22 protein-coding genes and 3 tRNA genes are annotated in these 25,643 nt (G+C 64.5%); 17 read left to right on the top strand and 8 right to left on the bottom strand.

Annotated features, from left to right (window positions below; all coding sequences use genetic code 11):
* Nucleotides 1-172: 172 nt before the first annotated feature.
* The gene (gene kynB / locus FOC84_RS03705) at nt 173-799 is read right to left on the bottom strand and encodes an arylformamidase (protein ID WP_054450978.1); all 627 of its coding nucleotides are present in this window, start codon (nt 797-799) and stop codon (nt 173-175) included.
* Between the two features lie 85 nt (nt 800-884).
* A complete protein-coding gene (radC, locus tag FOC84_RS03700) occupies nt 885-1,562 on the bottom strand; it encodes a RadC family protein (RefSeq protein WP_173143228.1) in 678 nt (225 codons plus the stop codon).
* Nucleotides 1,563-1,612: 50 nt separating this feature from the next.
* Between radC and FOC84_RS03695 the strand changes: the two genes are divergently transcribed.
* Genes FOC84_RS03695 through maiA form a run of 3 tightly spaced genes read left to right on the top strand, consistent with a single transcriptional unit; the run spans nt 1,613 to nt 3,766 of the window.
* The gene (locus FOC84_RS03695; RefSeq protein ID WP_173143227.1) at nt 1,613-2,089 is read left to right on the top strand and encodes an FKBP-type peptidyl-prolyl cis-trans isomerase; all 477 of its coding nucleotides are present in this window, start codon (nt 1,613-1,615) and stop codon (nt 2,087-2,089) included.
* The gene (ispH, locus tag FOC84_RS03690) at nt 2,089-3,066 is read left to right on the top strand and encodes a 4-hydroxy-3-methylbut-2-enyl diphosphate reductase (RefSeq protein ID WP_173143226.1); all 978 of its coding nucleotides are present in this window, start codon (nt 2,089-2,091) and stop codon (nt 3,064-3,066) included. The genes FOC84_RS03695 and ispH overlap by 1 nt, the downstream gene beginning before the upstream one ends.
* Before the next feature lie 55 nt (nt 3,067-3,121).
* Nucleotides 3,122-3,766: a maleylacetoacetate isomerase gene (gene maiA / locus FOC84_RS03685; RefSeq protein WP_088139247.1), complete on the top strand. Its 645-nt coding sequence runs from the start codon at nt 3,122-3,124 to the stop codon at nt 3,764-3,766.
* 23 nt (nt 3,767-3,789) lie between these two features.
* Here the strand turns inward: maiA and FOC84_RS03680 are convergent, their stop codons facing one another.
* The 4 genes from FOC84_RS03680 to FOC84_RS03665 all read right to left on the bottom strand — a co-directional run bounded on the left by FOC84_RS03680 (nt 3,790) and on the right by FOC84_RS03665 (nt 7,474).
* On the bottom strand, nt 3,790-5,232 hold the full coding sequence (locus tag FOC84_RS03680) for a DegQ family serine endoprotease (RefSeq protein WP_173143225.1): 1,443 nt from the start codon (nt 5,230-5,232) through the stop codon (nt 3,790-3,792).
* 64 nt (nt 5,233-5,296) lie between these two features.
* Nucleotides 5,297-6,625: an ATP-binding protein gene (locus FOC84_RS03675; protein WP_173143224.1), complete on the bottom strand. Its 1,329-nt coding sequence runs from the start codon at nt 6,623-6,625 to the stop codon at nt 5,297-5,299.
* A complete protein-coding gene (locus FOC84_RS03670) occupies nt 6,622-7,281 on the bottom strand; it encodes a response regulator (protein ID WP_173143223.1) in 660 nt (219 codons plus the stop codon). Before FOC84_RS03670 ends, FOC84_RS03675 begins: the two co-directional genes overlap by 4 nt.
* A 117-nt stretch (nt 7,282-7,398) precedes the next feature.
* Nucleotides 7,399-7,474 (bottom strand) — tRNA-Thr (locus FOC84_RS03665).
* A gap of 201 nt (nt 7,475-7,675) precedes the next feature.
* On the opposite strand from FOC84_RS03665, the gene FOC84_RS03660 reads away from it, so the two are divergent.
* From FOC84_RS03660 to FOC84_RS03650, 3 genes are all read left to right on the top strand, one after another.
* Nucleotides 7,676-7,751: transfer RNA gene (locus tag FOC84_RS03660), tRNA-Asn, on the top strand.
* 64 nt (nt 7,752-7,815) lie between these two features.
* Entirely contained in the window at nt 7,816-8,826 is a 1,011-nt protein-coding gene (locus FOC84_RS03655; RefSeq protein ID WP_173143222.1) for a CobW family GTP-binding protein, read from the top strand.
* A gap of 107 nt (nt 8,827-8,933) precedes the next feature.
* The gene (locus FOC84_RS03650; RefSeq protein WP_173143221.1) at nt 8,934-9,839 is read left to right on the top strand and encodes a LysR family transcriptional regulator; all 906 of its coding nucleotides are present in this window, start codon (nt 8,934-8,936) and stop codon (nt 9,837-9,839) included.
* Between the two features lie 653 nt (nt 9,840-10,492).
* Here the strand turns inward: FOC84_RS03650 and FOC84_RS03645 are convergent.
* Nucleotides 10,493-10,569, bottom strand: a tRNA-Met gene (locus tag FOC84_RS03645).
* A 62-nt stretch (nt 10,570-10,631) separates the two neighbouring features.
* Between FOC84_RS03645 and scpB the strand changes: the two genes are divergently transcribed.
* The 8 genes from scpB (at nt 10,632) to typA (ending at nt 22,250) form a co-directional block, all read left to right on the top strand.
* Entirely contained in the window at nt 10,632-11,828 is a 1,197-nt protein-coding gene (gene scpB, locus FOC84_RS03640) for an SMC-Scp complex subunit ScpB (RefSeq protein ID WP_173143220.1), read from the top strand.
* 35 nt (nt 11,829-11,863) lie between these two features.
* Nucleotides 11,864-13,684: a 23S rRNA pseudouridine(2605) synthase RluB gene (gene rluB, locus FOC84_RS03635; RefSeq protein ID WP_173143219.1), complete on the top strand. Its 1,821-nt coding sequence runs from the start codon at nt 11,864-11,866 to the stop codon at nt 13,682-13,684.
* A 409-nt stretch (nt 13,685-14,093) separates the two neighbouring features.
* Complete coding sequence (gene rimP / locus FOC84_RS03630) at nt 14,094-14,597, top strand: ribosome maturation factor RimP (RefSeq protein WP_088139254.1); 504 nt, start codon at nt 14,094-14,096, stop codon at nt 14,595-14,597.
* Nucleotides 14,594-16,072, top strand: a complete 1,479-nt coding sequence (nusA, locus tag FOC84_RS03625) for a transcription termination factor NusA (RefSeq protein WP_173143218.1) — start codon at nt 14,594-14,596, stop codon at nt 16,070-16,072. Before rimP ends, nusA begins: the two co-directional genes overlap by 4 nt.
* Nucleotides 16,073-16,163: 91 nt before the next feature.
* Complete coding sequence (gene infB / locus FOC84_RS03620; RefSeq protein WP_173143217.1) at nt 16,164-19,214, top strand: translation initiation factor IF-2; 3,051 nt, start codon at nt 16,164-16,166, stop codon at nt 19,212-19,214.
* Between the two features lie 24 nt (nt 19,215-19,238).
* A complete protein-coding gene (rbfA, locus tag FOC84_RS03615) occupies nt 19,239-19,640 on the top strand; it encodes a 30S ribosome-binding factor RbfA (protein ID WP_088139257.1) in 402 nt (133 codons plus the stop codon).
* Nucleotides 19,641-19,677: 37 nt separating this feature from the next.
* Nucleotides 19,678-20,430, top strand: coding sequence for a tRNA pseudouridine(55) synthase TruB (gene truB, locus FOC84_RS03610; protein ID WP_173143216.1), 753 nt, complete (start codon nt 19,678-19,680; stop codon nt 20,428-20,430).
* Nucleotides 20,427-22,250 carry a translational GTPase TypA gene (typA, locus tag FOC84_RS03605; RefSeq protein WP_173143215.1) on the top strand — a complete coding sequence of 608 codons (1,824 nt, stop codon included), beginning with the start codon at nt 20,427-20,429 and terminating at the stop codon, nt 22,248-22,250. Before truB ends, typA begins: the two co-directional genes overlap by 4 nt.
* Nucleotides 22,251-22,335: 85 nt before the next feature.
* Here typA and FOC84_RS03600 read toward each other — a convergent pair whose 3' ends face one another.
* Nucleotides 22,336-22,728 carry a tautomerase family protein gene (locus FOC84_RS03600; protein WP_173143214.1) on the bottom strand — a complete coding sequence of 131 codons (393 nt, stop codon included), beginning with the start codon at nt 22,726-22,728 and terminating at the stop codon, nt 22,336-22,338.
* Nucleotides 22,729-22,836: 108 nt separating this feature from the next.
* On the opposite strand from FOC84_RS03600, the gene FOC84_RS03595 reads away from it, so the two are divergent.
* The 3 genes from FOC84_RS03595 (at nt 22,837) to FOC84_RS03585 (ending at nt 25,641) form a co-directional block, all read left to right on the top strand.
* Nucleotides 22,837-23,700 carry a LysR family transcriptional regulator gene (locus tag FOC84_RS03595; RefSeq protein WP_173143213.1) on the top strand — a complete coding sequence of 288 codons (864 nt, stop codon included), beginning with the start codon at nt 22,837-22,839 and terminating at the stop codon, nt 23,698-23,700.
* Nucleotides 23,701-24,113: 413 nt separating this feature from the next.
* Nucleotides 24,114-24,584 (top strand): hypothetical protein, encoded by a 471-nt coding sequence (locus FOC84_RS03590; protein ID WP_173143212.1) that lies wholly within the window; start codon nt 24,114-24,116, stop codon nt 24,582-24,584.
* A 70-nt stretch (nt 24,585-24,654) separates the two neighbouring features.
* Nucleotides 24,655-25,641, top strand: coding sequence for a hypothetical protein (locus FOC84_RS03585; protein ID WP_173143211.1), 987 nt, complete (start codon nt 24,655-24,657; stop codon nt 25,639-25,641).
* Nucleotides 25,642-25,643: the final 2 nt, after the last annotated feature.

The following is a 25,643-nucleotide window of genomic DNA, read 5'->3' as shown; positions in this document are numbered from 1 at the left end:
CTCCATGGCAGGGCGGCGCGGCGCGGCGCGCGGAGGCGGGCAGGGCGCGCCACGAGGGCGCATGGGGGCGGGCGCAGGCAAGCGCCGCATGCAAATCGGAATGGTCTTTCATGGTCATGCTTCCAGAACCGGCGGCTGAACCCGGTCAGCCGCCTGTGGCCAGCGGACCAGCCTACAGTTCGCGCAAGACGGCGCGAACCGGGCTGGCATCGGCCTGGACCAGCGCCAACGGCAGTGCGATCAACTCGTAATCGCCTTCCGGCACATCGTCGAGCACCAGGTTCTCCAGTACCCGCATGTCGTGCCGCAAGATCGTATGGTGGCTGTCCAGGGTCTTGCTGGACGCGGGGTCGATGCTGGCCGTATCCAGGCCGATCAGCATGACGCCGCGTTCGGCCAGCCATTCGATGGTCTGGGGCGCGTAGGCGGAGAAATCGTCGGTCCACCAGTCCTGCGCGGCATGCTTGGCGGTGCGGACCAGCACGCGGGGCGGCAAGTTCAAGGCCGCATGGGCCAGGTGGTCCACCGTGATGAGGGGGCCGCAGTCGATGGCATGGATGACGCGACAGGGGCCCAGGAACGGTTCCAGCGAGACCGCCCCGATGGCGGCGGCGCCGTTCTGGTAGTGCAGCGGAGCGTCAGCATGCGCGCCGATGTGCGGCGACATGGTGATTTCGCTGACATTCACCGGACAGCCGGGCGCAAGCGACCATTTCCATTGCTGGCGGTACGGCGTGTCGCCAGGAAAGACTGGCGAGGCCGTGGAGACGGGCGGGGAAATGTCCCACAAGCGTTTCATGTCAGGCGGGGTGGGTCGAGAGATGCGTTAAGCCTAAAGCAATTGCGGGCGCTAGTCTAACGAATTCGGGCGCCATCCGCAGCCCCTACAGGCCGCCGAGTTCGGCCATGGACACGACCGTGCCGGCGGCGACGATCAGATGGTCCACCAGCCGGATGTCCACCAGCGCGAGCGCCTGTTTCAGGTGCTGGGTGAATATGCGGTCCGCGGCGCTGGGCTCGGCCAGGCCGGAGGGGTGGTTATGGGCGATGATCAGGGCAGCCGCATGGTGGCGCAGGGCTTCGCGCACGACCTCGCGAGGGTAGACCGATGCCTGGGACAGCGTGCCGCGCGCCAGTTCGCCGGTGGCGATCAGGCGCAGCCGGTTGTCCAGGTAGAGCGCGATGCAGTGTTCCACCTGGCGGTGCCCCAGCGCCATTTTGCAATATTGTTTTACCTGCGGCGGGTGGTCCAGGTTGCTGTTGCGGGCCAGATCCTCCTCGACGGCGCGGCGGGCCAGTTCCAGCAGGGCGGCCAGCATGCACGCCTTGGCAACCCCCAGGCCGCGAATCGTGGCGAGCTCCTCGGGCGTCGTTCCCAGGAGCCCCCGCAGGCCGCCGAACCTGGTCAGCAGCTGGTTGCCCAGTTCCACCACGTCCAGGCCTGGAATGCCGGTGCGCAGGGCGATGGCGAGCAGCTCCGCGTCCTGCAGCGTGGCGGCGCCGTGGCGCAGCAATCGCTCCCTGGGGCGCTCGTGTTTGGGCAGCCGGTCGGACAATTTCATAAGAGGCTCTAAAATCAAGGTTTATTCAATTGCATATACGGTGGCAGATCTTGAGCATCGCCTCTAATGAAGTGAACGTTTTGGTCCGTCCGGATTCCTACCTGACGCTGCACTATCGCATCACGCTGGCCTCCGGCCCCGGCAAGGATTCCGTGTTCGCTGACACCTTCGACGGCCGCCCCGGCACGCTGCAGATGGGTAGCGGCCAATGGGCGCCCGGCCTGGAAGCCGCGCTGATCGGCCGCGCCGAAGGCGAGCGCTTCAGCGTCACGGTGGCGCCCGCCGATGCCTACGGCGAGCGCAATCCTGAACTCATCCAGCGCGTCACGCGCGCCATGCTGGCCGAGCATGCCGGCGCCGACGCCACCTTCGATCCGGGCGACCTGGTGGAATTCGCCGCGCCCAACGGCGGCCGCTACTCGGGCGTCCTGAAGGAAATCAACGACGAATCGGCCCTGTTCGATTTCAACCACCCGCTCGCGGGCATCAGCTTGCGGGTCGACGTGGCGCTCTTGGGAGTCCTCTGATGAGCCAGCTTGTCACCGCCGCCGACGCCGAAGTCCTGCTGGCGCAGCCGCGCGGCTTCTGTGCCGGCGTGGATCGCGCCATCGACATCGTCGAGCGCGCGCTCGAGCTGCACGGCGCGCCCATCTACGTGCGCCACGAGATCGTCCACAACCGCTACGTGGTGGAAGACCTGCGCGCCAAGGGCGCCATCTTCATCGACGAGCTGGACGACGCGCCCGCCGGCGCCATCGTGGTGTTCTCGGCGCATGGCGTGTCCAAGGCGGTGCGGGCCGAGGCCGAATCCCGCGGGCTGCGCGTGTTCGACGCCACTTGCCCGCTGGTCACCAAGGTCCATATCGAGGTGGCCCGCATGCGCGCCGCCGGCCGCGAGATCATCATGATCGGCCACAAGGGCCATCCCGAGGTCGAAGGCACGCTGGGCCAGGCGCAGGGCGGCATGTACCTGGTCGAGACCGCCGAGGATGTCGCCAGCCTGCAGGTGACCGATCCCGAGAACCTGGCCTACGTCACGCAGACCACCTTGTCGGTGGATGATGCGGCGGCCGTGTCGCGGGCGCTGAAAGCGCGCTTTCCCAATATCGTCGAGCCCAAGAAAAGCGATATCTGCTACGCCACCCAGAACCGCCAGGACGCGGTCAAGGTCATGGCCCCGGATTGCGACCTGGTGCTGGTGGTGGGCAGCCCCAACAGTTCCAACTCCAACCGGTTGCGCGAAGTGGCCGAGCGCAAGGGCGTGGCGTCCTATCTGATTGACGGCGCGCAATCGATCGATCCGGCCTGGCTGGTGGGCCGCAAGCGCATCGGCGTGACCGCGGGCGCTTCCGCGCCCGAGATCCTGGTGCAGCAGGTGATCGACCGCGTCAAGGAGCTGGGTGCGCTGTCGGTGCGCACCATGCCGGGCCTGGAAGAAAACGTGGCGTTCCCGCTGCCCAAGGGCCTGTCCCGCAAGTCGGCGCAGACGGAATCGCTGGAATAAGCAGGCGGGCGCCGCGCGTGCGCGCGGCGCCGCATCAGAACACCAAGGAGACTTCATGCAGTTGTACAGCTACTTTCGCAGCTCGGCCGCGTACCGCGTGCGCATCGCCCTGAACCTCAAGGGCTTGCCCTACGAATACCTGCCCGTGCATCTGCTGAAGGATGGCGGCCAGCAGTTGTCGGCGGACTACCGTAAGCTGAACCCGACCGCGCTGGTGCCCACGCTGATCGATGGCGACGCCGTCATCGGCCAGTCGCTGGCTATCATCGAATACCTGGAAGAAACGCATCCTGAAGTGCCGTTGCTGCCGGCGGACGCCATCGGCCGGGCTCGGGTGCGCGATCTGGCGCTGGGCATCGCTTGCGACACGCATCCCTTGAACAACCTGCGCGTGCTGAAGTACCTGAAGCACACCCTGGGCGTGGACGAGGCGGCCAAGACCGCCTGGTACAAGCATTGGGTGCACCAGGGCCTGGAAGCGCTGGAGGCCCAACTGGCGGGTTCTTCCGCCACCGGCCGTTTTTGCCATGGCGACACGCCTACGATCGCCGACCTGTGCCTGGTGCCCCAGGTGGCGAACGCCCAGCGTTTCGACTGCGACCTGTCGGCCATGCCCAACGTCGTGCGCATCGACGCCGCCTGCCGCGCACTGCCGGCCTTCGACGCGGCCGCGCCGGGCAAGCAGCCCGACGCGGAGTAGCGGCTATCCGGGTGCGGACCGGCTCAGCCGATCTGCACCGGCACGAAGATCTTGTCTTCGCCGCGCTGTACCAGCAGGGCGACCGTCTTGCCCGCCTTGGACAGCGCATCCTTCACCTGTGCGACATTGCGCACCGGCACGCCGTTCAGCGATAGCAGCACGTCTCCCGGTTCGATCCCCGCCTTGGCGGCCGGTCCGATCGAACGTTCGATCAGCAAGCCTTCGGCGCCCGCCGCCTGCTGCTCCTGCGGGCTCAGCGGGCGCAGCGCCAGGCCGAGCTGGCCGCGCTGCACCTCCTGATCTCCCGCCGCGGCCTGCGTCTTGTCCTTGGGCACGCCACCCAGGGTGGCGACCAGTTCCTTCTGCGAACCATTGCGCCAGACGTCCAGCTTGATCTTCTCGCCCGGGGTCGCCAGCGTGATGGTGGAGGCCAGGTCGCCCGAGGACACGATGGTCTTGCCGTCGATCTTACGCACCACGTCGCCGGGCTGCAGGCCGGCCTTGTCGGCGGCGCTGCCTTTCTCCACGCTGGACACCAGGGCGCCCGAGGGCGTATCCAGCTTGAAGGAGTTGGCCAGGTCCTGGTTCACTTCCTGCACCGTCACGCCGAGTCTGGCGTGCTGTACCTTGCCGTGCTCGAGGATCTGGTCCTTGATCTTGTAGGCCACGTCGATCGGAATCGAGAACGACAGGCCCTGGAATCCGCCGGTGCGGCTGTAGATCTGCGAATTGATGCCCACGACTTCGCCGCGGTCGTTGAACAGCGGGCCGCCCGAGTTGCCGGGGTTGACCGCCACGTCCGTCTGGATGAAAGGCACCGAGGTGTCGTCAGGCAGCGAGCGGCCCTTGGCGCTGACGATGCCGGCGGTAGCTGTGTTTTCCAGGCCATAGGGCGAGCCGATGGCCAGCACCCATTCGCCCACCTGCAGCTGGTTGACGTCGCCCACCTTCACCACCGGCAGGTTCTTGGCGTCGATCTTGAGGACGGCCACGTCGGTCTGCGGATCCGAGCCCAGCACGCGGGCCTTGTATTCGCGGCGGTCGGTCAGCTTCACCGTGACTTCCTTGGCATCCTGCACCACGTGCGCATTGGTCAGGATGATGCCGTCGGCGCTGACGATGAAGCCGGAGCCTTCGCCGCGCATGGGGACTTCGCGCGCAGGCCGCTGGCCGCGCGCGCCGGGAATCTGGCCGAAGAACTGGGCGAAGGGATCGCCTTCGTCGGCGGACACCTTGCGCGTGCCGCTGACGCTGATGTTCACCACGGCCGGGCCGAAGTCGCGCGTGATCTGCGCGAAGTTGGGCGGGCTGGACGTGCCCGGCGCCTGGAGGGAGGAGGTGATGGCCGGCGCGTTGGCCGCCATCGAAACGCCGCCGGTGAAGGCGGTTGCGCCCGCGCCGCCTATGGCGCCGGCTGCCAGCAGCGCCAGCACCAGGCGCGAGGGTTTCATTTGGGTGGTCTTCATGTCGGCTCCTGCGTTCATGTTGAAGGACATGGCGCTATCTTCGGGCCTGACACTTAGGCGAGTCTTAAGCCGGGAAAACCACCTTCACGCGCAGGCCTGCGCCGGTTGGCGTGTCCTGCAGTTCGATCGTGGCGCCATGCTGGTCGGCGATGCTGCGCGCGATCGCCAGCCCCAGGCCGCTGCCGTGCTGCGCATTGCCTTCGACGCGGTAAAAGCGGTCGAACACGCGCTCGCGCTCGTCCGGCGCAATACCTGGGCCCTCATCGTCGATCAGCAGGGCCGTCTCGCCGGGGGCCTGTTCCAGATGGAGGTGGACGCGCTTGCCGGCGGGCGTGTACTTGATTGCGTTGTCCAGCAGGTTGCGCACCAGCAGCGTCAGCGCGTCGCGGTGCCCCTGCACCGATGCTTGCGGCGCGCCGTCCAGATCGATGTCGATCGATTTCGCGTTCGCCTGGGGCAGCATTTCGGAGAGCGCCTGGCGCAGCACGTCGGCCAGGTCCACCGCTACGGCCGGCGTCTGTCCGGCCGCGCTTTCATGGCGTGCCATGGATAGCAGTTGTTCGACCAGGCGCGTGGCGCGGTCGATGCCGGCGGCCAGGCGCTGTTCGGCCAGCCGGCGCGCATCCGTGTCGTTGGCGCGTTGCAGGGCCTGCAATTGCAGGCGCAGCGCCGTCAGGGGCGAGCGCAGTTCGTGCGCCGCATCGCCGACGAATTGCTTCTGCTGCGCAAAAGCGCCGCGCATGCGTTCCAGCAGCAGGTTCAGTTCCAGCACCAGGGGCCGGATCTCATCGGGCAGGCCCTCCACGCTGACGGGCGAAAGATCCTCGGGCTGGCGCGCCGCGACCTGGGCGCGCGCCCGCTTCACCGGCCGCAGCGACCAGCTGACCACGCACCAGACGATCAGCATGAGCAGGGGCGCGGCGGCGGCGATGGGGGCGATGGTGCGCAGCGCCAGCGCGCGCGCCATGCTGGTGCGCACGGCCATGTCCTGCGCCACCTGGATGACCTGGAAGGGCGTGGCCAGCGAGTACACGCGATAGGTGCTGCCCTCCATCTTCGCGTCGGAGAAGCCGAGGATGATCTGGTCCGGCAGCGGGCGGCGGGAGCGGGAATTGAAGACGCGCACGCCGTCGGGCGTCCAGATCTGGATGATCAGGTCATCGGCCACGGGCGAGCCCGCGCCGCGCGCGTGCGCCGGGCCCGTGCTGAGCAGCGCGTCGCCGGTGCCCAGCGACAGGGCGGTGCGCTGCAGCAGCGAATCGAAGATGTCGTCGGCCTGCGCCAAAGTGCTGCGGTAAGCGATGGCGCCCTGCACCAGCGCGCCGACCACGATCGCGGCCAACAGGAAGAAAAGCAGCCTGGCTCTCAGTGAGTAGCTAAGCGGAATGCTCATGTTTTGGGGATGACATAGCCGACGCCTCTGACGTTCTGGATCAGGTTCGGACCCAGTTTCTTGCGCAGGCCATGAATATAAACCTCAACCGCGTTGCTGCTGATGCCGTCCTTCCAGCTGTACAGCTTTTCTTCCAGCTGGGCGCGCGAAAAAATCATGCCCGGGCGCGCGATCAGCGGTTCCAGCACCGCCCATTCGCGCGCGGTCAGCGTCACGGGGGCGCCGTCCACCATGGCGGCGTGGGACTGGGGGTCGATGGTGATGCCTTCGTGTTCGAACACCGGCTCGGCGCGGCCCGCGCTGCGGCGGATCAGGGCGCGCATGCGGGCCAGCAGCTCGTCCACGTCGTAGGGTTTGACCACGTAGTCGTCGGCGCCGGCGTCCAGCCCCGCAATGCGGTCGCTCACGGCGTCGCGGGCGGTGGCGATCAGCACCGGCGTGCGGTCCTTGCGCGTGCGCAGGTCGCGCAGCAGCGACAGGCCATCGCGCTTGGGCAGGCCCAGGTCCAGCAGTATGAGGTCGTAGGTGTCGGTGCGCAGCGCGAGTTCCGCCGCATTGCCGTCCTTGACCCAGTCGACGGCATAGTTCTCGGCGCGCAGGCAGTCCAGCACGCTCTCGCCTATCATGAGGTCGTCTTCGACTAGAAGGATGCGCATGGTCGTGTCCGCCAGGATGGTCCAGCTGGTTGGACGCGCGGCGGCGGGCGGGAGTTCCCGCGTAAAGGTTGGCGCGGAAATGAAAAAAGCAGCCCGAGAGGGCTGCTTTTTGGAATCTGGTGCCGGCAATAGGAGTCGAACCTACGACCTTCGCATTACGAATGCGCTGCTCTACCAACTGAGCTATGCCGGCAAGACCATTTGCTTCGGAACTGCAAGCAAAACATCTTTGTTTTTTTCCGGTCCGTCGCCCTGATTTATAGGGTCCGATCTGGAAAGACCGAGATCATATCAGAGTTTTTTTGCGATGGGAAACCAAGCAGGCAAAACAGGCAAAAAACTCAGCGATTTGCACAGTTCAAATTTTTAGTTCATAATCTCGTTTCTTAGCAGTTCCCCGATAGCTCAGTCGGTAGAGCGACGGACTGTTAATCCGCAGGTCGCTGGTTCGAGCCCAGCTCGGGGAGCCAAAGAATTCAGGGTCATTCACGCAAGTGAATGGCCCTTTTGGTTTTCTGCATCGGAATGGCGGGCATGGACGACAGGCGGGACGACAAGCGCATAGGCGTGACGGTGATCTCCGGTTTCCTGGGCAGCGGCAAGACGTCGTTGCTCAATCGCCTGCTGCGGGATCCGGCGTATGCTGACGCGGTCGTCATCGTCAATGAGTACGGTGAGGTCGGTGTAGATCATCACCTCGTGCGCCAGGCGCGTGACAACATCGTCCTGGTCGAGGGCGGCTGCCTGTGCTGCGTCGTCAGCGGCGCGGTGGTCGAAGCCTTGCGCGAATTGTTCATGCTGGCGCTCAGCCGCAAGATCAAGCCCTTTCGCCGCGTGCTCATCGAAACCAGCGGGCTGGCCGATCCCGCGCCCATCCTGTTCACCCTCAAGCACGACCGCTTCCTGGCCGAGCGCTATGCGTACCGCGGCGCGATCGTTCTGGCGGATGCGCGCAACGGGCTGGATCAGTTGGAAAAGCAGCCCGAGGCGGCCCGCCAGCTGGCCTTGGCGGATGTGGTGGTATTCAGCAAGCCGGACCTGTCGGACGCCGCGCGCATGGAGCGCCTGGGGCGGGCGGTCGCCGCCATCAATCCGGGCGCGCAGCGTTGCGTGCAATGGCCCGATGCGCCGCTGGCCGATGCGCTGCGCGCCGGTCTCGATATGCGGGCCAGGCGCGATGGCGCCGCCTTGGCGAATTGGCTGCGGCCGTTTGCGCAGCCGCGGGCGGCCGGTCATGGCAGCGTGGGCAGCTTCTCCCTGGCTTTGGTTGCGCCTGTCGGGCGCGCGGCGTTCCTTGCTGGCGTATCGCGGATCCTCGAGCGCTATGGGGCCGGCTTGCTGCGGATGAAGGGGCTGGTGTGCTTCGAGGGCGAGGCGCTGCCGTGCGAGGTGCATGGCGTGCATGGCGAGCTCTATCCGGTGACGCCGCTCGATCAGTGGCCAGACGGCGATAGAGTGTCGCAATTGGTTTGCATCCTGCGTGGGCTTGATGTGGCCGAGGTTCGTGCCGCCGTCGGCGCCGCGCTCGGACAGCCCGTCTCTTGATTGTCCCTGTCTGGCTGATCCATCAAGCGCGAGTCTTGATTTTGATGTCGGCGTTGCACCGAAATACGGTATAACCGGAGCAGTCTGGTGCAAGAATCGAGACAATCATGGATCGTTTGAAAGCCATGCAGGTGTTCGTGGAAGTCGCTGACAGGGGTAGCCTGTCGGCGGCGGCGATTCATCTGGACATGTCGCGCGCCATGGTGTCGCGCTATCTCGCGGAAATGGAGCAGTGGGTGGGGGTGCGCCTGCTGCACCGCACGACGCGGCGCCTGAGCCTGACGCCCGCCGGCGCCGAAACGCTGCCGCGCTGCAGGCAGATGCTGGACATGGTGGGGGACCTGCGCAATGCGGTATCGACCCCGGATGACACGCCGCGCGGCTTGCTGCGCATTACCACCAGCATGTCGTTCGGCTCCCGCCATCTGGCCAGCGCCATCACCGACTACGTCAAGCTGCATCCCGGCACCTCGGTGGATCTGATGCTGGTGGACCGCGCCGTAAATCTGGTGGAAGAGCGTGTCGACCTGGCCGTGCGCATCACCAACGACCTGGATCCCAACCTCATTGCCCGCAAGCTGGCGGTCTGCCGTTCGGTGGTGTGCGCCTCGCCCGAGTACCTGCAGCGCGAAGGCGTGCCGGCTCGCATCGAGGACCTGTCCTTGCGCAACTGCCTGACCCATTCGTATTTTGGCAAGAGTCTGTGGCGCTTCGAGCGCGACGGCGAGCCGGTGGATGTGCCTGTCAGCGGCAATATCAGCGCCAACGAGGTGTCGGTGCTGGCGCGCGCGGCGCTGGATGGCGCGGGCATTGCCATGCTGCCCACCTACTATGCGGCTGACTACATCGCATCGGGCCGCTTGCGGGCCATCCTGACGCAAAGCAAGCCCCAGGAACTGGGCATTTACGGTGTCTATGTGTCGCGCCGCCAGATGCCCCTGATTCTGCGGTCCATGCTGGATTTTCTGGTGAGCCGCCTGGAATCCACGCCGTGGGACCGGCCTGTTGCGTAGTTTTCGCGCTGCTTGGGGCGCTGCGCGGGCTTGAGGGTGGGGTATATGGCGGTATAATGGAACAACTGCTTGAACATGCTTGGCGCGGCAGGCTTATGTCTGCCAGCGCGTAGTTTTAGAAAACATCCAAGAATCGTGGTTGCGGCTCAAGTGGGTCGCGGCATCGCGGAACCGGTTTTTCGCGTGCGCCAGGGGAAACGTATCGGGTTTGTGGGTTGCGGCGGTCTGTCCGCGCTACCCGGGCCTCGATGATCAGGTCCTTGATATCGATTGCCGCAGCAAGACGGCGCCGGGTTGCCGGCGTGCTCTGCGGGCTGGCCGGCGATTTCTGCCGGCTTTTCCAGAATTTGCTTGAGTGTTTGCCGTGCGGGTCGCGGCAGGCATTCCGCCCAATTCCGATTGGCGCGGTCGTTTCGGCGCATCTCCGGGATACGCATATCCGGGGCGCATGGCGGTAAACACAGGAATCCAGTGAGAACTTCTCAAACCCATGCTGTCTGTTGCTGGCGAGCCGCCGAGGCTGCCGGCCCGGCGGCGGGTGCGCGCGCCGGCATGCTGGATCTGCGCGCGCTGGCGGGTTTGTCGTGCTTGTTGATTTTTTCCGGCGCCGCAAATGAAAAAGGCCCGGCGCGTACGCCAGGCCTGAATCAATTTGGTTGCGGGGGCAGGATTTGAACCTACGACCTTCGGGTTATGAGCCCGACGAGCTGCCAGACTGCTCCACCCCGCGTCTGAGAAATGAATAGTAGCCTTATTTTCAACCTAGCGCAAGTTAGCCCTTTTTGAATTTGAATGTCGATGAACGATAGCGAGGCAATACTCGTGTTGGAAACCGCGCTGCTTTGCGCGGCGCAGCCGATGCAACTGTCCGATATGCGCAAGCTGTTCGGGGACGATGAACAATTCGACAACAGCGCGTTGCGCGCGCTGCTGGAAACGCTGCAGGCCAATTGGGCCGACGGCGGCCTGGAACTGGTGCAGCTGGCCACCGGGTGGCGCTTCCAGAGCCGCCCGCGCATGCAGCGCTACCTTGAGCGCCTGAATCCGGAAAAGCCGCCCAAGTATTCGCGCGCCGTGATGGAGACGCTGGCCATCGTGGCCTGGCGCCAGCCGGTGACGCGGGGCGACATCGAGGACATCCGCGGCGTTACGGTGTCTTCCCAGATCGTGAAGGCGCTCGAGGACCGCGGCTGGATCGAGGTTATCGGCCACCGCGACGCGCCGGGACGTCCGGCATTGTTTGGCACCACGCGCCAGTTTCTAGATGATCTGGGCCTGCGGGCGCTCGACGAGCTGCCTGCGCTGGAATCCGCGCAGGCGGCCGCGGCGCTGGCCGGGCTGGACCTCGGCGAAGTGCAGCAGGTGATGGGCGGGGAAGGGCCTGTTGCCGAGGGCGATGCGCCCGCCGAAGGCGAAGCAAGTGCCGAGAGTGAGGCTGGCGGCGAAGCCGTGGCTCGTTCCGAAGGCGAACCGGCGTCTGCCGCGGGCGAGGACGAAGCGTCTGAAACCAGTATTCCGGTTGCGGAATTGTCTGTTTCGGAACAGGATGTACCCATAGCTCCCGTCGATAGCGTAGAATCCGTGCTTTCGCGCACAGAAGAAGGCGCGGATCCCGCCGACGAATCCACCGTCCGGGAGCAAGCCGAAGGCTTGTCCAATAAGTCAGCCATGTCCGGTTTTCCCGACGACGCGGCTGACAACGACATTTCCGATATGGCCGCCGATGCCCCAGAAGCCGGTGCTGCAAAGGAAAGCGTCGAGAACGCAAAACACGCGGAACCGACCGACCCGATTGACCAGACCGATACCGTGGCGCCTGACGCCGCCGGGCATGAGCCCGCTTCCGGTCTTGCCTCTCCTGTTCGGCCTGGCCCGGATGCCGCCTCCCCGGAATCGGATGAGGCAGGCTTCGAGCGGCCAGAGGCTGATCGTGAGCCGGCGTCCCCAGATGATGACGAGCCTGCCGCAGGCAGGCCCACCCAAGTTTGAAATTCGGAGCTGTCCCAGTGACAACGAATACAGCAATGCAGGACGACAATCCCCGTTCGGATGATGCCGTTTCCAACGGCCAGCCGGAATCCGCCGCGCGCGAGCCGGCGGCTGAAGGCGAGACGGGCGCCCGCGGCCGGGGCCGCAAGTTGAGAACGCCGTTCCGCCGCCGCCGCGGCGATGCCGCCGCCGAACAGGCGCCGGCGGGCGAGGCCCAGCCGGCAGCGGCCGCTGCCGCTCCTGAGCAGGCCGAGCCGCAGGAATCGCGCGGCACCGAGCAGGAAGCCGAGCAGGCGCTGTCGTACCTGGAAACCGCTGACCGCATGGAGCAGCGACTGGGCAAGTACCTGAACAGCGATTCGGTCATGCCCAAGCTGCACAAGGTGCTGGCGGATGCCGGTATCGGTTCGCGCCGCGAAATGGAAGAGCTGATCGTCGCGGGCCGGGTGTCCGTCAACGGCGAGCCGGCCCATATCGGCCAGCGCGTGGCGCCCAATGACCAAGTGCGCGTCAACGGCAAGCCCATCATGCGCGTGAATACGAAGAAGCCGCCGCGCGTGATCCTGTATCACAAGCCTGCCGGCGAAATCGTCAGTCACGACGATCCGGGCGGCCGCGCAAGCGTCTTCGCCCGCCTGCCCAAGCTGCGCACGGGCAAGTGGCTGTCGGTGGGCCGTCTGGACCTGAACACCGAAGGTCTGCTGATCTTCACGACGTCCGGCGACATGGCCAACCGCATCATGCATCCGCGCTATGGCACGGAGCGCGAGTATGCGGTTCGCGTGCTGGGCGAGATGGACGAGGCCCAGCGCCAGTCGCTGGTCGACGGCATCCAGCTGGATGACGGCATGGCCGCCTTCGGCGCGCTGGACTATCTGGGCGGCGACGGCAGCAACCGTTGGTACCGGGTCACCCTGCAGGAAGGCCGCAACCGCGAAGTCCGTCGCATGTTCGAGGCCGTGGGTGTCACGGTCAGCCGGCTGATCCGCACCCGTTTCGGCGATGTGGTCCTGCCGCGCACGCTGCGCCGCGGCCGTTGGGAGGAACTGGATTCCTCCCTGGTTACGGCCCTGATGGTCCAGCTGGGCCTGGTGCGCGACGATGACGAATCCGGCGCCAACCGCCGCCGCTCCAAGCAGCCGCAGTCGCATGACAGTGCGCTGCCCCCGGGCTTTGGCACCATGGATCGCAACGGCATGAATGGCGCCCGCATCGGCCGCCGCGGCAAGCTGCAAGGCGGTCGCTTGGGCAGCGCGGGTCAGGCGGCTGCGTGTCCCTCGGATCCTTTCGGCACGGGCTTGATGATTGCCGGCGGTTATGCCAACGGGCATCCCTTGTCGGGAGAGAGCGCAGGCGGCAACCGCAAGGTCGGCAAGCCCGTAGGCGGCCGTGCCGCAGCGGGCGGCGCCAAGCCTGGCAACAAGCAGGGCGGCAAGCCTGGTGGCAAATCCGGCGGCAAGCCGCGCGGTCCGCGCGCGGCTGCGGCGGGTGATCAACCTGGCAATGCCGCGTCGGTCGAGGCCGGCATCGGCAACACGGCGGAGGCGCCGGCTGGCGGCCGTCGGCCGGCCGGCGGCAAGCCTGCCGGTGCGCGCGGCGGCAGCGGTCGCGGCGGCAAGCCGGCGGGTGCGGGCGCTGGCGCGGGCGCTGGCGGCGGCCGTGGTGGCAACAAATCGGGCGGCTCCGGCAATAAATCGGGCGGCTCCGGCAATAAGGGACCGGGCGCTGGCGGCAAGCCGCGCGCGCCCCGCAGTGCCTCATCGGCTCCTCGCGGCGATGACTGGCAGCCGCGCGGCGCATCGGCTCACGAATCCCGTCTGGGCGTGATGGGCGGGCGCGGCCGTCAGGGTCGTTGAGGGTCTCCGGGCGGCGCGCTGGCAGCGCCGCCGCGTGGGATATGTCCCGCATAAACGTAAGCCCGTGACGAATCAGGCGTTTTTCCAGTTTATCTGGTAAAATCACTGGTTTTCATGGCTTCGTGTCGTTGCCTTTTGCGTGCCTGCAAGGAAAATGCAGGCAAATACAGCACGCAAATACAGGGAATGACGGCGACAGCCTGGCAGTTTGCATCGGACTTTGCGCCTGGTGTCGCCTGGCCCGGATTGCGGGTTGGGGCGGCGGGTCAAGAATGGCCTGGGCGGCGCAAGCCAAATTTAGGTCGCAATATAGGGCACTGCCCAGCATTGCTCCTTACGTGCAGTAGGGTGGCGGCTGGGCTCTGTGCAATACGGTGGGCTGGGCGTACAGCCCATTTTTTTTGAGTATATGGCTGATTTATTCGCATTGACCAAAGAGGCTCTGGCCGGCATGGACGTCGAACTCGTGGACGTCGAGCGTGCCGCCCTGGGCCTTTTGCGCGTCACGATCGATCGGGTCGGCGGTGTGCGCATCGAAGACTGTGAGCAGGTGTCCCGCCAGTTGTCGCGGGTGTTCGAAGTCGAAAATGTCGACTACAAGCGGATGGAAGTCGGTTCGCCGGGCGTAGACCGCCCGCTGCGCAACGAGGCTGAATTCCGCCGTTTCGCAGGCGAGCGCATCGAAATCAAGCTGCGCGAGGCATTGGACGGCCGTAAGGTCTTTGCCGGCATATTGACTTTGCCCGAAGACGACGCCGCAGCCTCCGACGCGGCTGCTGGGGTGCAACAGACCGTGTTCGGTCTCGAATTTGAGGCAAAAAAGAACGAAGTCCAGGTATTGAATTTCACGATCGACGATATCGAACGTGCAAAACTGGATCCCGTTCTGGATTTCAAGGGCAAAAAGCGATGAGTCGCGAAATTCTTCTGTTGGTCGATGCCTTGGCGCGTGAAAAGAACGTCACGCGCGACGTCGTGTTCGGGGCGCTGGAAAGCGCGCTGGCCTCGGCGATGAAAAAGCGCTTCAAGGACGATGCGGACATCCGTGTCGCCATCGATAGGGACACGGGCGATCACGAAGGCTTCCGCCGCTGGCTGGTCGTGCCCGATGAGGCAGGCCTGCAAGAGCCCGACAAGCAGGAAATGCTGTCGGACGCGCTGGAAATCGTTCCCGGCATCAAGGAAGGCGAGTACATCGAAGAGCCGCTCGAACCCATCGAGTTCGGCCGCATCGGCGCGCAGGCCGCCAAGCAGGCCATTCTGCAGAAGATCCGCGACGCCGAACGCGAGCAGGTGCTTAATGACTTCCTGGACCGTGGCGAAAGCATCGTGTCCGGCACGATCAAGCGCATGGACAAGGGCGACGCCATCGTCGAAACCGGCAAGATCGAAGCGCGCCTGCCGCGCTCCGAAATGATCCCGAAGGAAAACCTCCGGGTGGCTGACCGCGTCCGCGCTTTTGTGTTGCGTGTAGACCACGCCGCGCGCGGCCAGCAGGTGATCCTGTCGCGCACCGCGCCGGAATTCATCCGCCAGCTGTTCGAGAACGAAGTTCCCGAAATCGAGCAGGGCCTGCTGGAGATCAAAGCCGCAGCCCGCGACGCCGGCGTGCGTGCGAAGATCGCCGTGGTGGCATACGATAAGCGCATCGACCCGATCGGCACCTGCGTGGGTATGCGCGGTTCGCGCGTTACCGCCGTGCGCAACGAGCTGGGCGGCGAGCAGGTCGATATTGTGCTGTGGTCGGAAGACCCCGCGCAGTTTGTCATCGGCGCCCTGGCGCCGGCCAACGTCGAGTCCATCGTCGTTGATGAAGACAAGCACGCGATGGATGTCGTGGTGGACGAGGAAAACCTGCCCAAGGCCATCGGCGCCAAGGGTCAGAACGTGCGCCTGGCTTCCGAGCTGACCGGCTGGCAGATCAACATCATGACGCCGGAAGAAAGCCTGAACCGCCAGGAAGTCGAGCGTTCGGGCCTGCGCGCCACGTTCATGAGCAAGCTGGACGTCGACGAGGAAGTCGCTGACATCCTGATCGACGAAGGTTTTACCGGTATCGAGGAAATCGCCTACGTGCCCATGCAGGAACTGCTGGAAATCGAGGCTTTTGACGAAGACACCATTAATGAGTTGCGCGCCCGTGCCCGCAATGCGCTGCTGACCGAGGCAATCGCCCAGGAAGAGCGCCTTGAGACTGCGCAGGATTTGCTCGAACTCGAAGGCATGACGCCCGAGCTGGCTGCGAAGCTGGCCGAGCGCCAAGTGCATACGCGTGATGATCTGGCCGAACTGGCGACGGACGAGCTGGCGGAAATCGCCGGCCTGACCGAACAGGAAGCCAGCGATCTCATCATGCGTGCCCGCGCCCATTGGTTCGACGAGGAATAACCAAAAGGACACGGGTCCGCGGCGGGCGGGATATCCGCCGCCGCGAGTTCACGTTGTTTGTAATAGCTGCATATAGGGAAGAGAGAGCCTAATGTCGAGTAATACCGTCGCGCAGTTCGCTACCGAGCTGAAAATGCCTGCCAATGTGCTGCTGGATCAGCTGCGCTCGGCCGGCGTTGACCTCAAATCGGTCGACGATTCCGTCACCGACAGCGACAAGGCGAAATTGCTCGAATCGCTGCGTCGCGCCCATGGTGCGACCGAAGGCAAGAAGATCACCCTGACGCGCCGCCAGACGTCCGAGATCCGCCAGGCCGATGCCACCGGCCGTTCGCGCACGATCCAGGTCGAAGTGCGCAAGAAGCGCGTGTTCGTCAAGCGTGATCCCTCCGAAATCGCCCTGGAACAGGCCGCGTCCGCGCGCGCCGAAGATGAAGCAGCCGCCGATGTGGCGCCGCAGGTGTCGGCGCCCGTCGCACCCGAGGCTCCCTCTGCTGCCGCTTCTCGCGAGGCCGCTCCCGTCCAGGCGGAGGCTGCTGCTCCCGTCAAGGCGGAAGAGCCCGTTGCTGCAGAAGCGCCCGCGCCGGTTGAAGCGCCCGCGCCTGTTGAATCCGTCGCGGCCGAAGCGCCCGCTCCCGTCGAGGCGCAAGCCGTCGAAGTCCAGGCCCAGCCTGAACCCGAACCGACGTCGGCGCCTGCTCCTGCCGAGCCCGTGGCCGAAGAGGCCAAGCCCGAAGTCAAGACTGAATCCACCGAGCCCAAGGCTGAAGAAGCCAAGCCGGAACCCGTTGTGCTAGCCAATAAGTCCGAACCATCATCCTCCCAGGCCACCGCGCCTGTCGCCCAGGCTCAGCCTGCTGCGAAGTCCGAACCCGTCAAAACCGCCGCGAAGCCCGAGCCCGCCGCGCCCGCCGTCAAGGTAGGCAACCGCGCGGACAACCGCCGCGCCGGCCCGCCCCTCGCAGCTTCCGCTGCGCCGGCAGCCCGCGATGAGGCCCGCCGTAAGGCCGAGGCCGAAGCTGCCGCTCTGCGCGAGATGCTGAACCGCCCGCGCAAGGTGCTGCGCGCTCCCGAGCCGGAGGCGCCCGCCGCTGCGGCGCCGATCTCGGGCACGCTGCACAAGCCGGCCGGCAAGCCGGGCGCGACTCCTGGCGCCAAGAAGGACGCCAAGCCCGCTGCCCCTGGCACGAAGAAAACCATCAAGACCGCCGAAGTCGCTTCGACCTGGTCCGATGACGCATCGCGCAAGAAGCCCGCGGACAAGCCGGCAGCTCCGGCCAGCCGCGACGGTTGGCGCGCAGGTGGCAAGGGCGGTGGCAAGGGCGGCGGCCGAGGCGGCCGCCACCAGCAGAATGACCGTCGCAACGAGCCGGCGCCGCAGGAATTCATCGCGCGTGAAGTCCACGTGCCGGAAACCATCAGCGTGGCCGACCTGGCCCACAAGATGTCCGTCAAGGCCGCCGAAGTCATCAAGCAATTGATGAAGCTGGGCCAGATGGTCACCATCAACCAGGTGCTGGACCAGGAAACCGCCATGATCGTGGTCGAGGAACTGGGCCACGTGGCAATCGCCGCCAAGCTGGATGACCCGGAAGCCTTCCTGGACGAAACCGCAAGCGTGTCGGAAGCCGAACAGCTGCCGCGCGCCCCGGTCGTGACCGTCATGGGCCACGTCGACCACGGCAAGACCTCGCTGCTGGACTACATCCGCCGCGCCAAGGTTGCCGCGGGCGAAGCCGGCGGCATCACGCAGCACATTGGCGCCTACCACGTTCAGACCGAGCGCGGCATGGTGACCTTCCTTGACACCCCGGGCCACGAGGCGTTCACCGCCATGCGTGCCCGCGGCGCCAAGGCGACCGATATCGTGATTCTGGTGGTTGCTTCCGACGACGGCGTGATGCCGCAAACGCGTGAAGCCATCCACCATGCCAAGGCCGCGGGTGTACCCATGGTCGTGGCCGTGACCAAGATCGACAAGCCGTCCGCCAACCTCGACCGCGTCAAGCAGGAATTGGTCGCCGAACAGGTCGTGCCGGAAGAATACGGTGGCGACGTGCCGTTCGTGGGCGTGTCCGCCAAGACCGGCGAAGGCATCGACGCCCTGCTCGAAAACGTGCTGTTGCAAGCCGAAGTGCTGGAGTTGAAGGCAGCGGAAGACGCGCCCGCCAAGGGCCTGGTCATTGAAGCCCGCCTGGACAAGGGCCGCGGCCCGGTCGCGACCATCCTGGTGCAGAGCGGCACGCTCAAGCGCGGTGATGTGGTGCTGGCCGGCGCAAGCTTCGGCCGGGTGCGCGCCATGCTCGACGAAAACGGCAAGCCGATCCAGGAAGCCGGCCCCTCGATCCCCGTGGAAATCCAGGGCCTGACCGAAGTGCCGGCCGCCGGCGACGAACTGATGGTGCTGTCCGACGAGCGCAAGGCGCGCGAAATCGCGCTGTTCCGCCAGGGCAAGTTCCGTGACGTCAAGCTGGCCCGCCAGCAGGCCGCCAAGCTCGAGTCCATGTTCGACAACCTGGGCGAGGGCACGCAGACGCTGGCCCTGATCGTGAAGACCGATGTCCAGGGTTCGCAGGAAGCGCTGGTGCAGTCCCTGACCAAGCTGTCGACCGACGAAGTGCGCGTGCAGGTTGTGCACGCGGCCGTGGGCGGCATCTCGGAAAGCGACATCAACCTGGCCATCGCCTCGAACGCCGTCGTCATCGGCTTCAACGTCCGCGCCGAAGCCAGCGCCAAGAAGCTGGCCGAGAACAACGGCATCGACGTGCGCTACTACAACATCATCTACGACGCCGTGGATGAAGTGAAGGCCGCCATGTCGGGCATGCTGGCGCCCGAGAAGAAGGAAGAAATCATCGGCTTGGTCGAGATCCGCGAGGTCTACAGCATCTCCCGCATCGGCAACATCGCCGGTTGCATGGTGCTGGACGGTCTGGTGCGTCGCGATTCGCAAGTCCGCCTGCTGCGCAACAACGTGGTCCAATGGTCCGGCCAGCTCGAGTCGCTGCGCCGCTTCAAGGACGACGTCAAGGAAGTCAAGTCGGGCTTCGACTGCGGCCTTACGCTGCGCGGCAACAACGATATCCAGGTGGGCGACCAACTGGAAGTCTTTGAAATCAAGGAAATCGCGCGTACGCTGTAAGGCGTCCGCGAGGCAATTTTTCTAATGAGCCGTCACAAGTCCAAAGCCATCCCCGGCCGCAATCTGCGGCTGGCCGACCAGATCCAGAAGGATCTGGCCGGGATCATCCAGCGCGAGATCGACATGACCCGCGCTGGACTGATCACGCTCTCTGGTGTGGAACTGTCGACCGACTACGCGCATGCCAAGGTGTATTTCACGGTTCTGGGCGCCGAGCCCGAAGCCGCGACCGCCTTGCTGAACGAAAAAGCCGGTTGGCTGCATTCCCAGCTGTACAAGCTGCTGCACATACACACTGTCCCCACTTTGCGCTTCTTCCACGACGAGCAAATCGCCCGTGGCATCGAAATGTCGATCCTCATCGACCGCGCAAACCGGCCCGGCCCGCACTCGGGCGTGCCCGACGAACCTGAAGACCAGTCCTGATCGGGCTGTCGTCACTGCTTTAAACCGGATTCCGACGATGGCTAAACGACGCGGGCTTACGCTCGACGGTGTGCTGTTGCTCGACAAACCCGTGGGTTTGTCGAGTAATCACGCCCTGCAACGCGCCAAACGCGCCATGGACGCGGCGAAAGCCGGCCATACGGGCACGCTTGATCCCTTCGCCACCGGCCTGCTGGTGTGCTGCATGGGCCGCGCGACCAAGATTTCCGGCGCGATGCTCAACGCCGACAAGGCATATCGCGCTACGCTTCAATTTGGCTCCGAAACCGATTCTGGCGACCTGACCGGCAATGTCGTGTCGACCGCCGAACCGGGTTTTGCCGTGGATGAGCAGGCGCTGCGCGATGCGCTGTCACGTTTCTCGGGCACGATCGAGCAGATTCCGCCCATGTACTCGGCGCTCAAGCGCGACGGCAAACCTTTGTACGAGTACGCGCGCGCCGGCATCGAGCTGGAGCGGGCGCCGCGCCAGATCACGATACACCGCATCGAGCTGTTGTCCTTGAACGGGACGCAGGCAGAGATCGATGTGGCTTGCAGTAAAGGCACATACATCCGGACACTGGCCCAGGACATCGGGCGCGTGCTGGGCTGTTACGCCCACCTGACGGCGCTGCGGCGCACGCACGTCGGGCCTTTTTCTCTGGAACGCGCCGTTGCGCTGGAAGCCTTGCAGGCCATGCCAGACCCCAAGCAGGCATTGCTTGCACTGAACGAATTGCCGGAGGGCTTGCTGCCCTCCACCCTGACCTTAAAGGACTCGCTATGACTCGCGCCTTGCGCAACGTCGCCATCATCGCCCACGTGGACCACGGTAAAACCACCCTGGTCGACCAGCTGCTGCGTCAATCCGGCACCTTCCGCGAAAACCAGGCGCTGACCGAACGGGTCATGGACTCGAACGACCTGGAAAAAGAACGCGGCATTACGATTCTGGCCAAGAACTGTGCCGTTGAATACGAAGGCACGCACATCAACATCATCGACACCCCGGGACACGCGGACTTCGGCGGTGAAGTCGAGCGCGTGCTGTCCATGGTCGACGGCGTGCTGCTGCTGGTGGACGCGGTTGAAGGCCCCATGCCCCAGACCATCTTCGTGACCCGCAAGGCGCTGGCCCTGGGCCTGAAGCCCATCGTCGTGGTCAACAAGGTCGACCGTCCGGGCGCCCGCACCGATTTCGTCATCAACGCCACGTTCGACCTGTTCGACAAGCTGGGCGCGACCGACGAGCAGCTGGACTTCCCGGTGATCTACGCTTCGGGCCTGTCGGGCTACGCCGGCCTGACCGCCGATGTGCGCGAAGGCAATATGCGTCCGCTGTTCGAAGCCATCCTTGAACACGTGCCGCAGCGCGAAGACGATCCCAATGGTCCGCTGCAGATGCAGATCATCTCGCTGGACTACAACAGCTACGTCGGCAAGATCGGCGTGGGCCGCATCAACCGCGGCCGCATGCGCCCCGGCATGGAAGTGGCCTACAAGTTCGGCCCCGAAGGCCAGGGCGGCCGCGGCCGCATCAACCAGGTCCTGAAGTTCCATGGCCTGGAGCGTGTCGTCGTCGAGGAAGCCGAAGCCGGCGACATCGTGCTGATCAACGGTATCGAAGAACTGGGCATCGGCTGCACGGTGACCGACACGGTCACGCAAGATGCGCTGCCGATGTTGCGCATCGACGAACCCACGCTGACCATGAACTTCATGGTGAACACGTCGCCGCTGGCCGGCCGCGAAGGCAAGTTCGTGACTAGCCGCCAATTGCGCGACCGCCTGGACCGCGAACTGAAGTCCAACGTGGCGCTGCGCGTGCGCGACACGGGCGACGACACGGTGTTCGAAGTGTCGGGCCGCGGTGAACTGCACCTGACCATTCTGCTGGAAACGATGCGCCGCGAAGGCTACGAGCTGGCCGTGTCGCGTCCGCGCGTGGTGTTCAAGGATATCGACGGCGTGAAGTGCGAGCCGTTCGAATCGCTGACCGTCGACGTCGAAGACGCCCACCAGGGCGGCGTGATGGAAGAGCTGGGCCGCCGCAAGGGCGATCTGCAGGACATGCAGCCGGACGGCCGCGGCCGCACCCGCCTGGAATACCTGATCCCCGCCCGTGGCCTGATCGGCTTCCAGAACGAATTCCTGACGCTGACGCGCGGTACCGGTCTGATGAGCCACATCTTCCACGAGTACGCGCCCATCAAGGAAGGCTCGATCGGCGAGCGCCGCAACGGCGTGCTGATCAGCCAGGACCAAGGCGATGCCGTGGCCTACGCCCTGTGGAAGCTGCAGGATCGTGGCCGCATGTTCGTGAGCCCGGGCGATGCGCTGTACGAAGGCATGATCATCGGCATCCACAGCCGCGACAACGACCTGGTCGTGAACCCCATCAAGGGCAAGCAGCTGACCAACGTGCGCGCTTCGGGCACCGACGAAGCCGTGCGCCTGGTGCCGCCGATCCAGATGTCGCTGGAGTACGCCGTGGAATTCATCGACGACGACGAACTCGTGGAAATCACGCCCAAGTCGATCCGTCTGCGCAAGCGCTTCCTGCTGGAAAACGAGCGCAAGCGCGCCGCGCGCGAATCCGCCGTTTAAGCGGCTTGCGCGGAGCCCGGCTCCGCGCTGGTTCGAAAAAAACGCAGCCCACGGGCTGCGTTTTTTTTGCCGTGCGATGGCGGGACTAGCCGTGCTGGTGCCGGTATTCCTGCGTCGCCCCGCCATATCCATAGGCGGCCGCGCGCGCGTCGATGACATGCACGTAGGAACACTCGTGCAACTCGCCCAGGATGTCCTGGAACGCCGCGTAGATCTCCTTGATGTAGCGCGCCTTCTCGGCCTTGGTATTGGTTTCGTCGGTGACGCTGATGTCCAGGTGGAAGGCGTTCTTGCCCTGTTCGGACAGGGGCCGGCCGCCAATGAACCAGAGGTCGTGGGGGATGTGCTGCAGCGTGATCGCGATGACCGGCAGTTGCTTGCCCAGCACGGACTGGGTCAGGCCGGCCACGGCTTGTACCACGCGGCGATTGATGGCGGCATCGGATAGGCCGGACAGGTGGACGACGATATGGGGCATGGCGGAACTCCGTTGGTTTGAAGGTGTGCAGCCAGTCTAGGATCCGGATTGACATCGGAAAAGCGGGAATTTACGATTTCATCCATCGATAATTCCGTTGGATAGGCCATGTCCGGATTCGACCTCGATCAATTGCGCACCCTGGTCGCCGTGCTGGATGCCGGCAGCCTGACGGCGGCCGCGCCCAAGGTCTTCCTGTCGCAGTCATCGGTCAGCGAACAGATGCGCAAGCTGGAAGAGCGGGCAGGGCAGCCGCTGTTGGTGCGCGGCAAGGCCGGCGTGGTGGCCACGCCCGCGGGCGAACGGCTGTTGACGCATGCGCGCGCCATCCTGGCGCTGAGCGACGAGGCCTACCGCGACCTGCGTGGCGTGGCCTTGCGCGGCCAATTGCGCCTGTGCATTACCGACTATTTCCGTCCCGGCGACGTGGCGCGCATGCTGCGCCGGCTGAACGAGCAATATCCCCAGGTGCGCCTGCACGTCACCATCATGAAAAGCGGCGCCATCGAGGACGCCTACGAGCGGGGCGAGATCGACGTGGGCATCTCCATGCGCATCCAGGAGCGCGGCGCCGTTCGTGGCCGGGCGCAAGGGGCGCTGCTGCGGCGCGAGCCGTTGCTGTGGATGGCGGCGGAAGGCGCCGCCGCGCCGGCGCAGGACGCCTTGCCCTTGCTGGTGCTGCCAGAGACTTGCGCGCTGCGGCAGTATGTCGAGCGCCTGCTGTCGCGCCGCGACGTTCCTTATTCGGTGGCGCACGTCGCGTCCGGGGTGGCCGGCCTGCAACTGGCCGTCGCGGCGGGGCTGGGCGTGGCATGCCTGAATGAATCCGCATTGGGGCCCGGCATGGGCCGCCTGTACGCTCCAGGCCTACCGGCCTTGCCGATGGCGGAATTCCGCCTGTTGCCTGCAAGGGCCGGTGAAAGCGAGTTCGTCGGGCTGGCGCGGGAAGCCATCGTCAAGGCGCTGGGCTAACGCATCAGCCAGGCCGGAGAGTCGGGGTGCGGTCAGCGAGTTTCGATTTCCGTCAGAGTCAGATATTCCAGCATTCAGCCGGGGATTGTGCGGTGTTGCGCAGGTATTCCACCGATTCAGATCGGAAGAACTCGGCGAGAAATATCTGCTGTTATCGGGTCTGATTCGTGCTCAGGGCTAGGGGCGTGCGCATCACAGGTGTGCATATTAAAACTCTAGTGGGCCGTATGGTGACGCCTCTTCTTGGATGCGTAAAGAAATAGTGTTCTTCATATAAAAAAATATACGCCAAGTTATTGATTTGTCAGCATAAATCTCGTTCCTCGGATTCCGTTATCCGGGTGTCTGGGGCAGGTGCATGGCAGATGCCCAGATCGCTCGAAGGATAGCCATTAATCATGGGGTAGGCGGAAATGAAGAAATACCTGAATGCTCTTGCGTCGCTGGGGGCTGGCATGTTGTTGGCGCCTTGCGCGCATGCCGCTGAAGACACGATTTCCAAGGAGGCGTCAGCGGATATTACTTATGTTTATTCATCCGGCCAGGGCATGGGGAGCGTAACGTTGCTACACGCCATCTCGTCGGATTTTCGCTCGGGGACATTGAACAAGCCGAAAAAACTGCTGTGGTTGAAATACGAGGTGGCGAGCTATCCGCAGGCATTTTCAGACCGCGTGGAATTGTGTTATTTCGAGCCCTACCGTAGCTCGCCCAGCAAATGCAGAGAGCTGCCTGGAGGCGCATCCGACACTACCCAGTTGTTCAATGATCTTCGATTCGATGCAGGAGCCTACGTGCAAATTCAGCACTATCTGAAGGGCGCTCCTGGGACAAATCTTCGACCATCGGGGAAAGAACGGGTGACCTGGAAATATAGCTACTGAGCGGTTCGGCATATCCCACCAGTTGCCGAAAGGCTCATGGCCCAAAAAACGGCTTGAACAGGATTTACCTATGAAGGCGATTTCGACGGCGAACAATGAAGCAACATGCGTCATGCAGGCCTACTCCGGTGCCAAGGTTTCACCTCGGAAAAACCCCGCCGCTGCGGTCGGCAGTCCAGCAGCGGCGCCGTCTCCGCCCGCGACGCCCGGCAGGACTCTGCTGCGCGAGCGCTTATTCAGAGACGCGAATTTTGAAGCGCCATTCCGGACGGATCCAGGCTTTTCCGCGGAGGTAACGCACTACCTCTGGGAAGAAGATCGCGTGATGCTGTCCGATCTGTATGTCGAGGCGCAGCAGCAAGGTATTGATTTACGCAATGTCGATATGTTGGGATTTGAGCTGGGATACTACCGAAGAACATCAAAAATGAATTTTGTGAATGCAAATGAAGGAGGTACGTTCGATTCTGAGGGTCATCAGCTGAGCTATTTTTTTTCCGATACGAATGCGGCCATAGCCGAGCGGATTTTGGCTAGCGATGGACTGTCAAGTTCTCGACTGGATAGGGGGTTCCTGGAGCGGACGCTGAATCCCGGGTTATCCCTTGTTCACGACGTGGATTTCGGCTTTCTCGAAGAGGTTTTCAATAAGTTCGGACCCTCCGCTCCCAAGTCCGGGCAGCCTTTCGACTCCAAGTTCTCGGAATTCATTCATACCCGGGACGAAGGCATCGTCAAGGCGTCTGCGGAAGTGATTCTGGATCTCTCTTCTGACAAGACGGAGACTGAGTGCATAAACGGGGTCTTTCGAATTACGGAGTACGGCTACCAGCTTGGCTTGCGCCTGGTGAATGGATTGCCCGTGCAAGGTCCAGCAGGGCTGGCTGGAAATACCGATGCGGGGCAGGCGGTATTGCCTTCCGCCAGCATGCCTGAACAGCCCGCCCTGATGGAACGGCTGAGGGATCTCATGTCCGCGAGGAAGAACACCGATGCCGTGGGCGCGGTGCTGCGTACCATCTGGGACGGGAACGTCCCCCGAGATTTGCAGAGCTAGAA

The organism is Achromobacter pestifer (assembly GCF_013267355.1).
Taxonomy (GTDB): Bacteria; Pseudomonadota; Gammaproteobacteria; order Burkholderiales; family Burkholderiaceae_B; genus Achromobacter; species Achromobacter pestifer_A.
The sequence above is the reverse complement of the archived record's forward strand: the minus strand, read 5'-3'. Positions and strand labels throughout refer to the sequence as shown.

Bases quoted from the DNA above. Each gene is read 5' to 3' on its own strand.
- kynB (WP_054450978.1), bottom strand. From the start codon at position 799: ATGAAACGCTTGTGGGACATTTCCCCGCCCGTCTCCACGGCCTCGCCA.
- radC (WP_173143228.1), bottom strand. From the start codon at position 1,562: ATGAAATTGTCCGACCGGCTGCCCAAACACGAGCGCCCCAGGGAGCGA.
- ispH (WP_173143226.1), top strand. From the start codon at position 2,089: ATGAGCCAGCTTGTCACCGCCGCCGACGCCGAAGTCCTGCTGGCGCAG.
- maiA (WP_088139247.1), top strand. From the start codon at position 3,122: ATGCAGTTGTACAGCTACTTTCGCAGCTCGGCCGCGTACCGCGTGCGC.
- FOC84_RS03680 (WP_173143225.1), bottom strand. From the start codon at position 5,232: ATGAAGACCACCCAAATGAAACCCTCGCGCCTGGTGCTGGCGCTGCTG.
- FOC84_RS03675 (WP_173143224.1), bottom strand. From the start codon at position 6,625: ATGAGCATTCCGCTTAGCTACTCACTGAGAGCCAGGCTGCTTTTCTTC.
- FOC84_RS03670 (WP_173143223.1), bottom strand. From the start codon at position 7,281: ATGCGCATCCTTCTAGTCGAAGACGACCTCATGATAGGCGAGAGCGTG.
- FOC84_RS03655 (WP_173143222.1), top strand. From the start codon at position 7,816: ATGGACGACAGGCGGGACGACAAGCGCATAGGCGTGACGGTGATCTCC.
- FOC84_RS03650 (WP_173143221.1), top strand. From the start codon at position 8,934: ATGGATCGTTTGAAAGCCATGCAGGTGTTCGTGGAAGTCGCTGACAGG.
- scpB (WP_173143220.1), top strand. From the start codon at position 10,632: ATGTCGATGAACGATAGCGAGGCAATACTCGTGTTGGAAACCGCGCTG.
- rluB (WP_173143219.1), top strand. From the start codon at position 11,864: ATGCAGGACGACAATCCCCGTTCGGATGATGCCGTTTCCAACGGCCAG.
- rimP (WP_088139254.1), top strand. From the start codon at position 14,094: ATGGCTGATTTATTCGCATTGACCAAAGAGGCTCTGGCCGGCATGGAC.
- nusA (WP_173143218.1), top strand. From the start codon at position 14,594: ATGAGTCGCGAAATTCTTCTGTTGGTCGATGCCTTGGCGCGTGAAAAG.
- infB (WP_173143217.1), top strand. From the start codon at position 16,164: ATGTCGAGTAATACCGTCGCGCAGTTCGCTACCGAGCTGAAAATGCCT.
- rbfA (WP_088139257.1), top strand. From the start codon at position 19,239: ATGAGCCGTCACAAGTCCAAAGCCATCCCCGGCCGCAATCTGCGGCTG.
- truB (WP_173143216.1), top strand. From the start codon at position 19,678: ATGGCTAAACGACGCGGGCTTACGCTCGACGGTGTGCTGTTGCTCGAC.
- typA (WP_173143215.1), top strand. From the start codon at position 20,427: ATGACTCGCGCCTTGCGCAACGTCGCCATCATCGCCCACGTGGACCAC.
- FOC84_RS03600 (WP_173143214.1), bottom strand. From the start codon at position 22,728: ATGCCCCATATCGTCGTCCACCTGTCCGGCCTATCCGATGCCGCCATC.
- FOC84_RS03595 (WP_173143213.1), top strand. From the start codon at position 22,837: ATGTCCGGATTCGACCTCGATCAATTGCGCACCCTGGTCGCCGTGCTG.
- FOC84_RS03590 (WP_173143212.1), top strand. From the start codon at position 24,114: ATGAAGAAATACCTGAATGCTCTTGCGTCGCTGGGGGCTGGCATGTTG.
- FOC84_RS03585 (WP_173143211.1), top strand. From the start codon at position 24,655: ATGAAGGCGATTTCGACGGCGAACAATGAAGCAACATGCGTCATGCAG.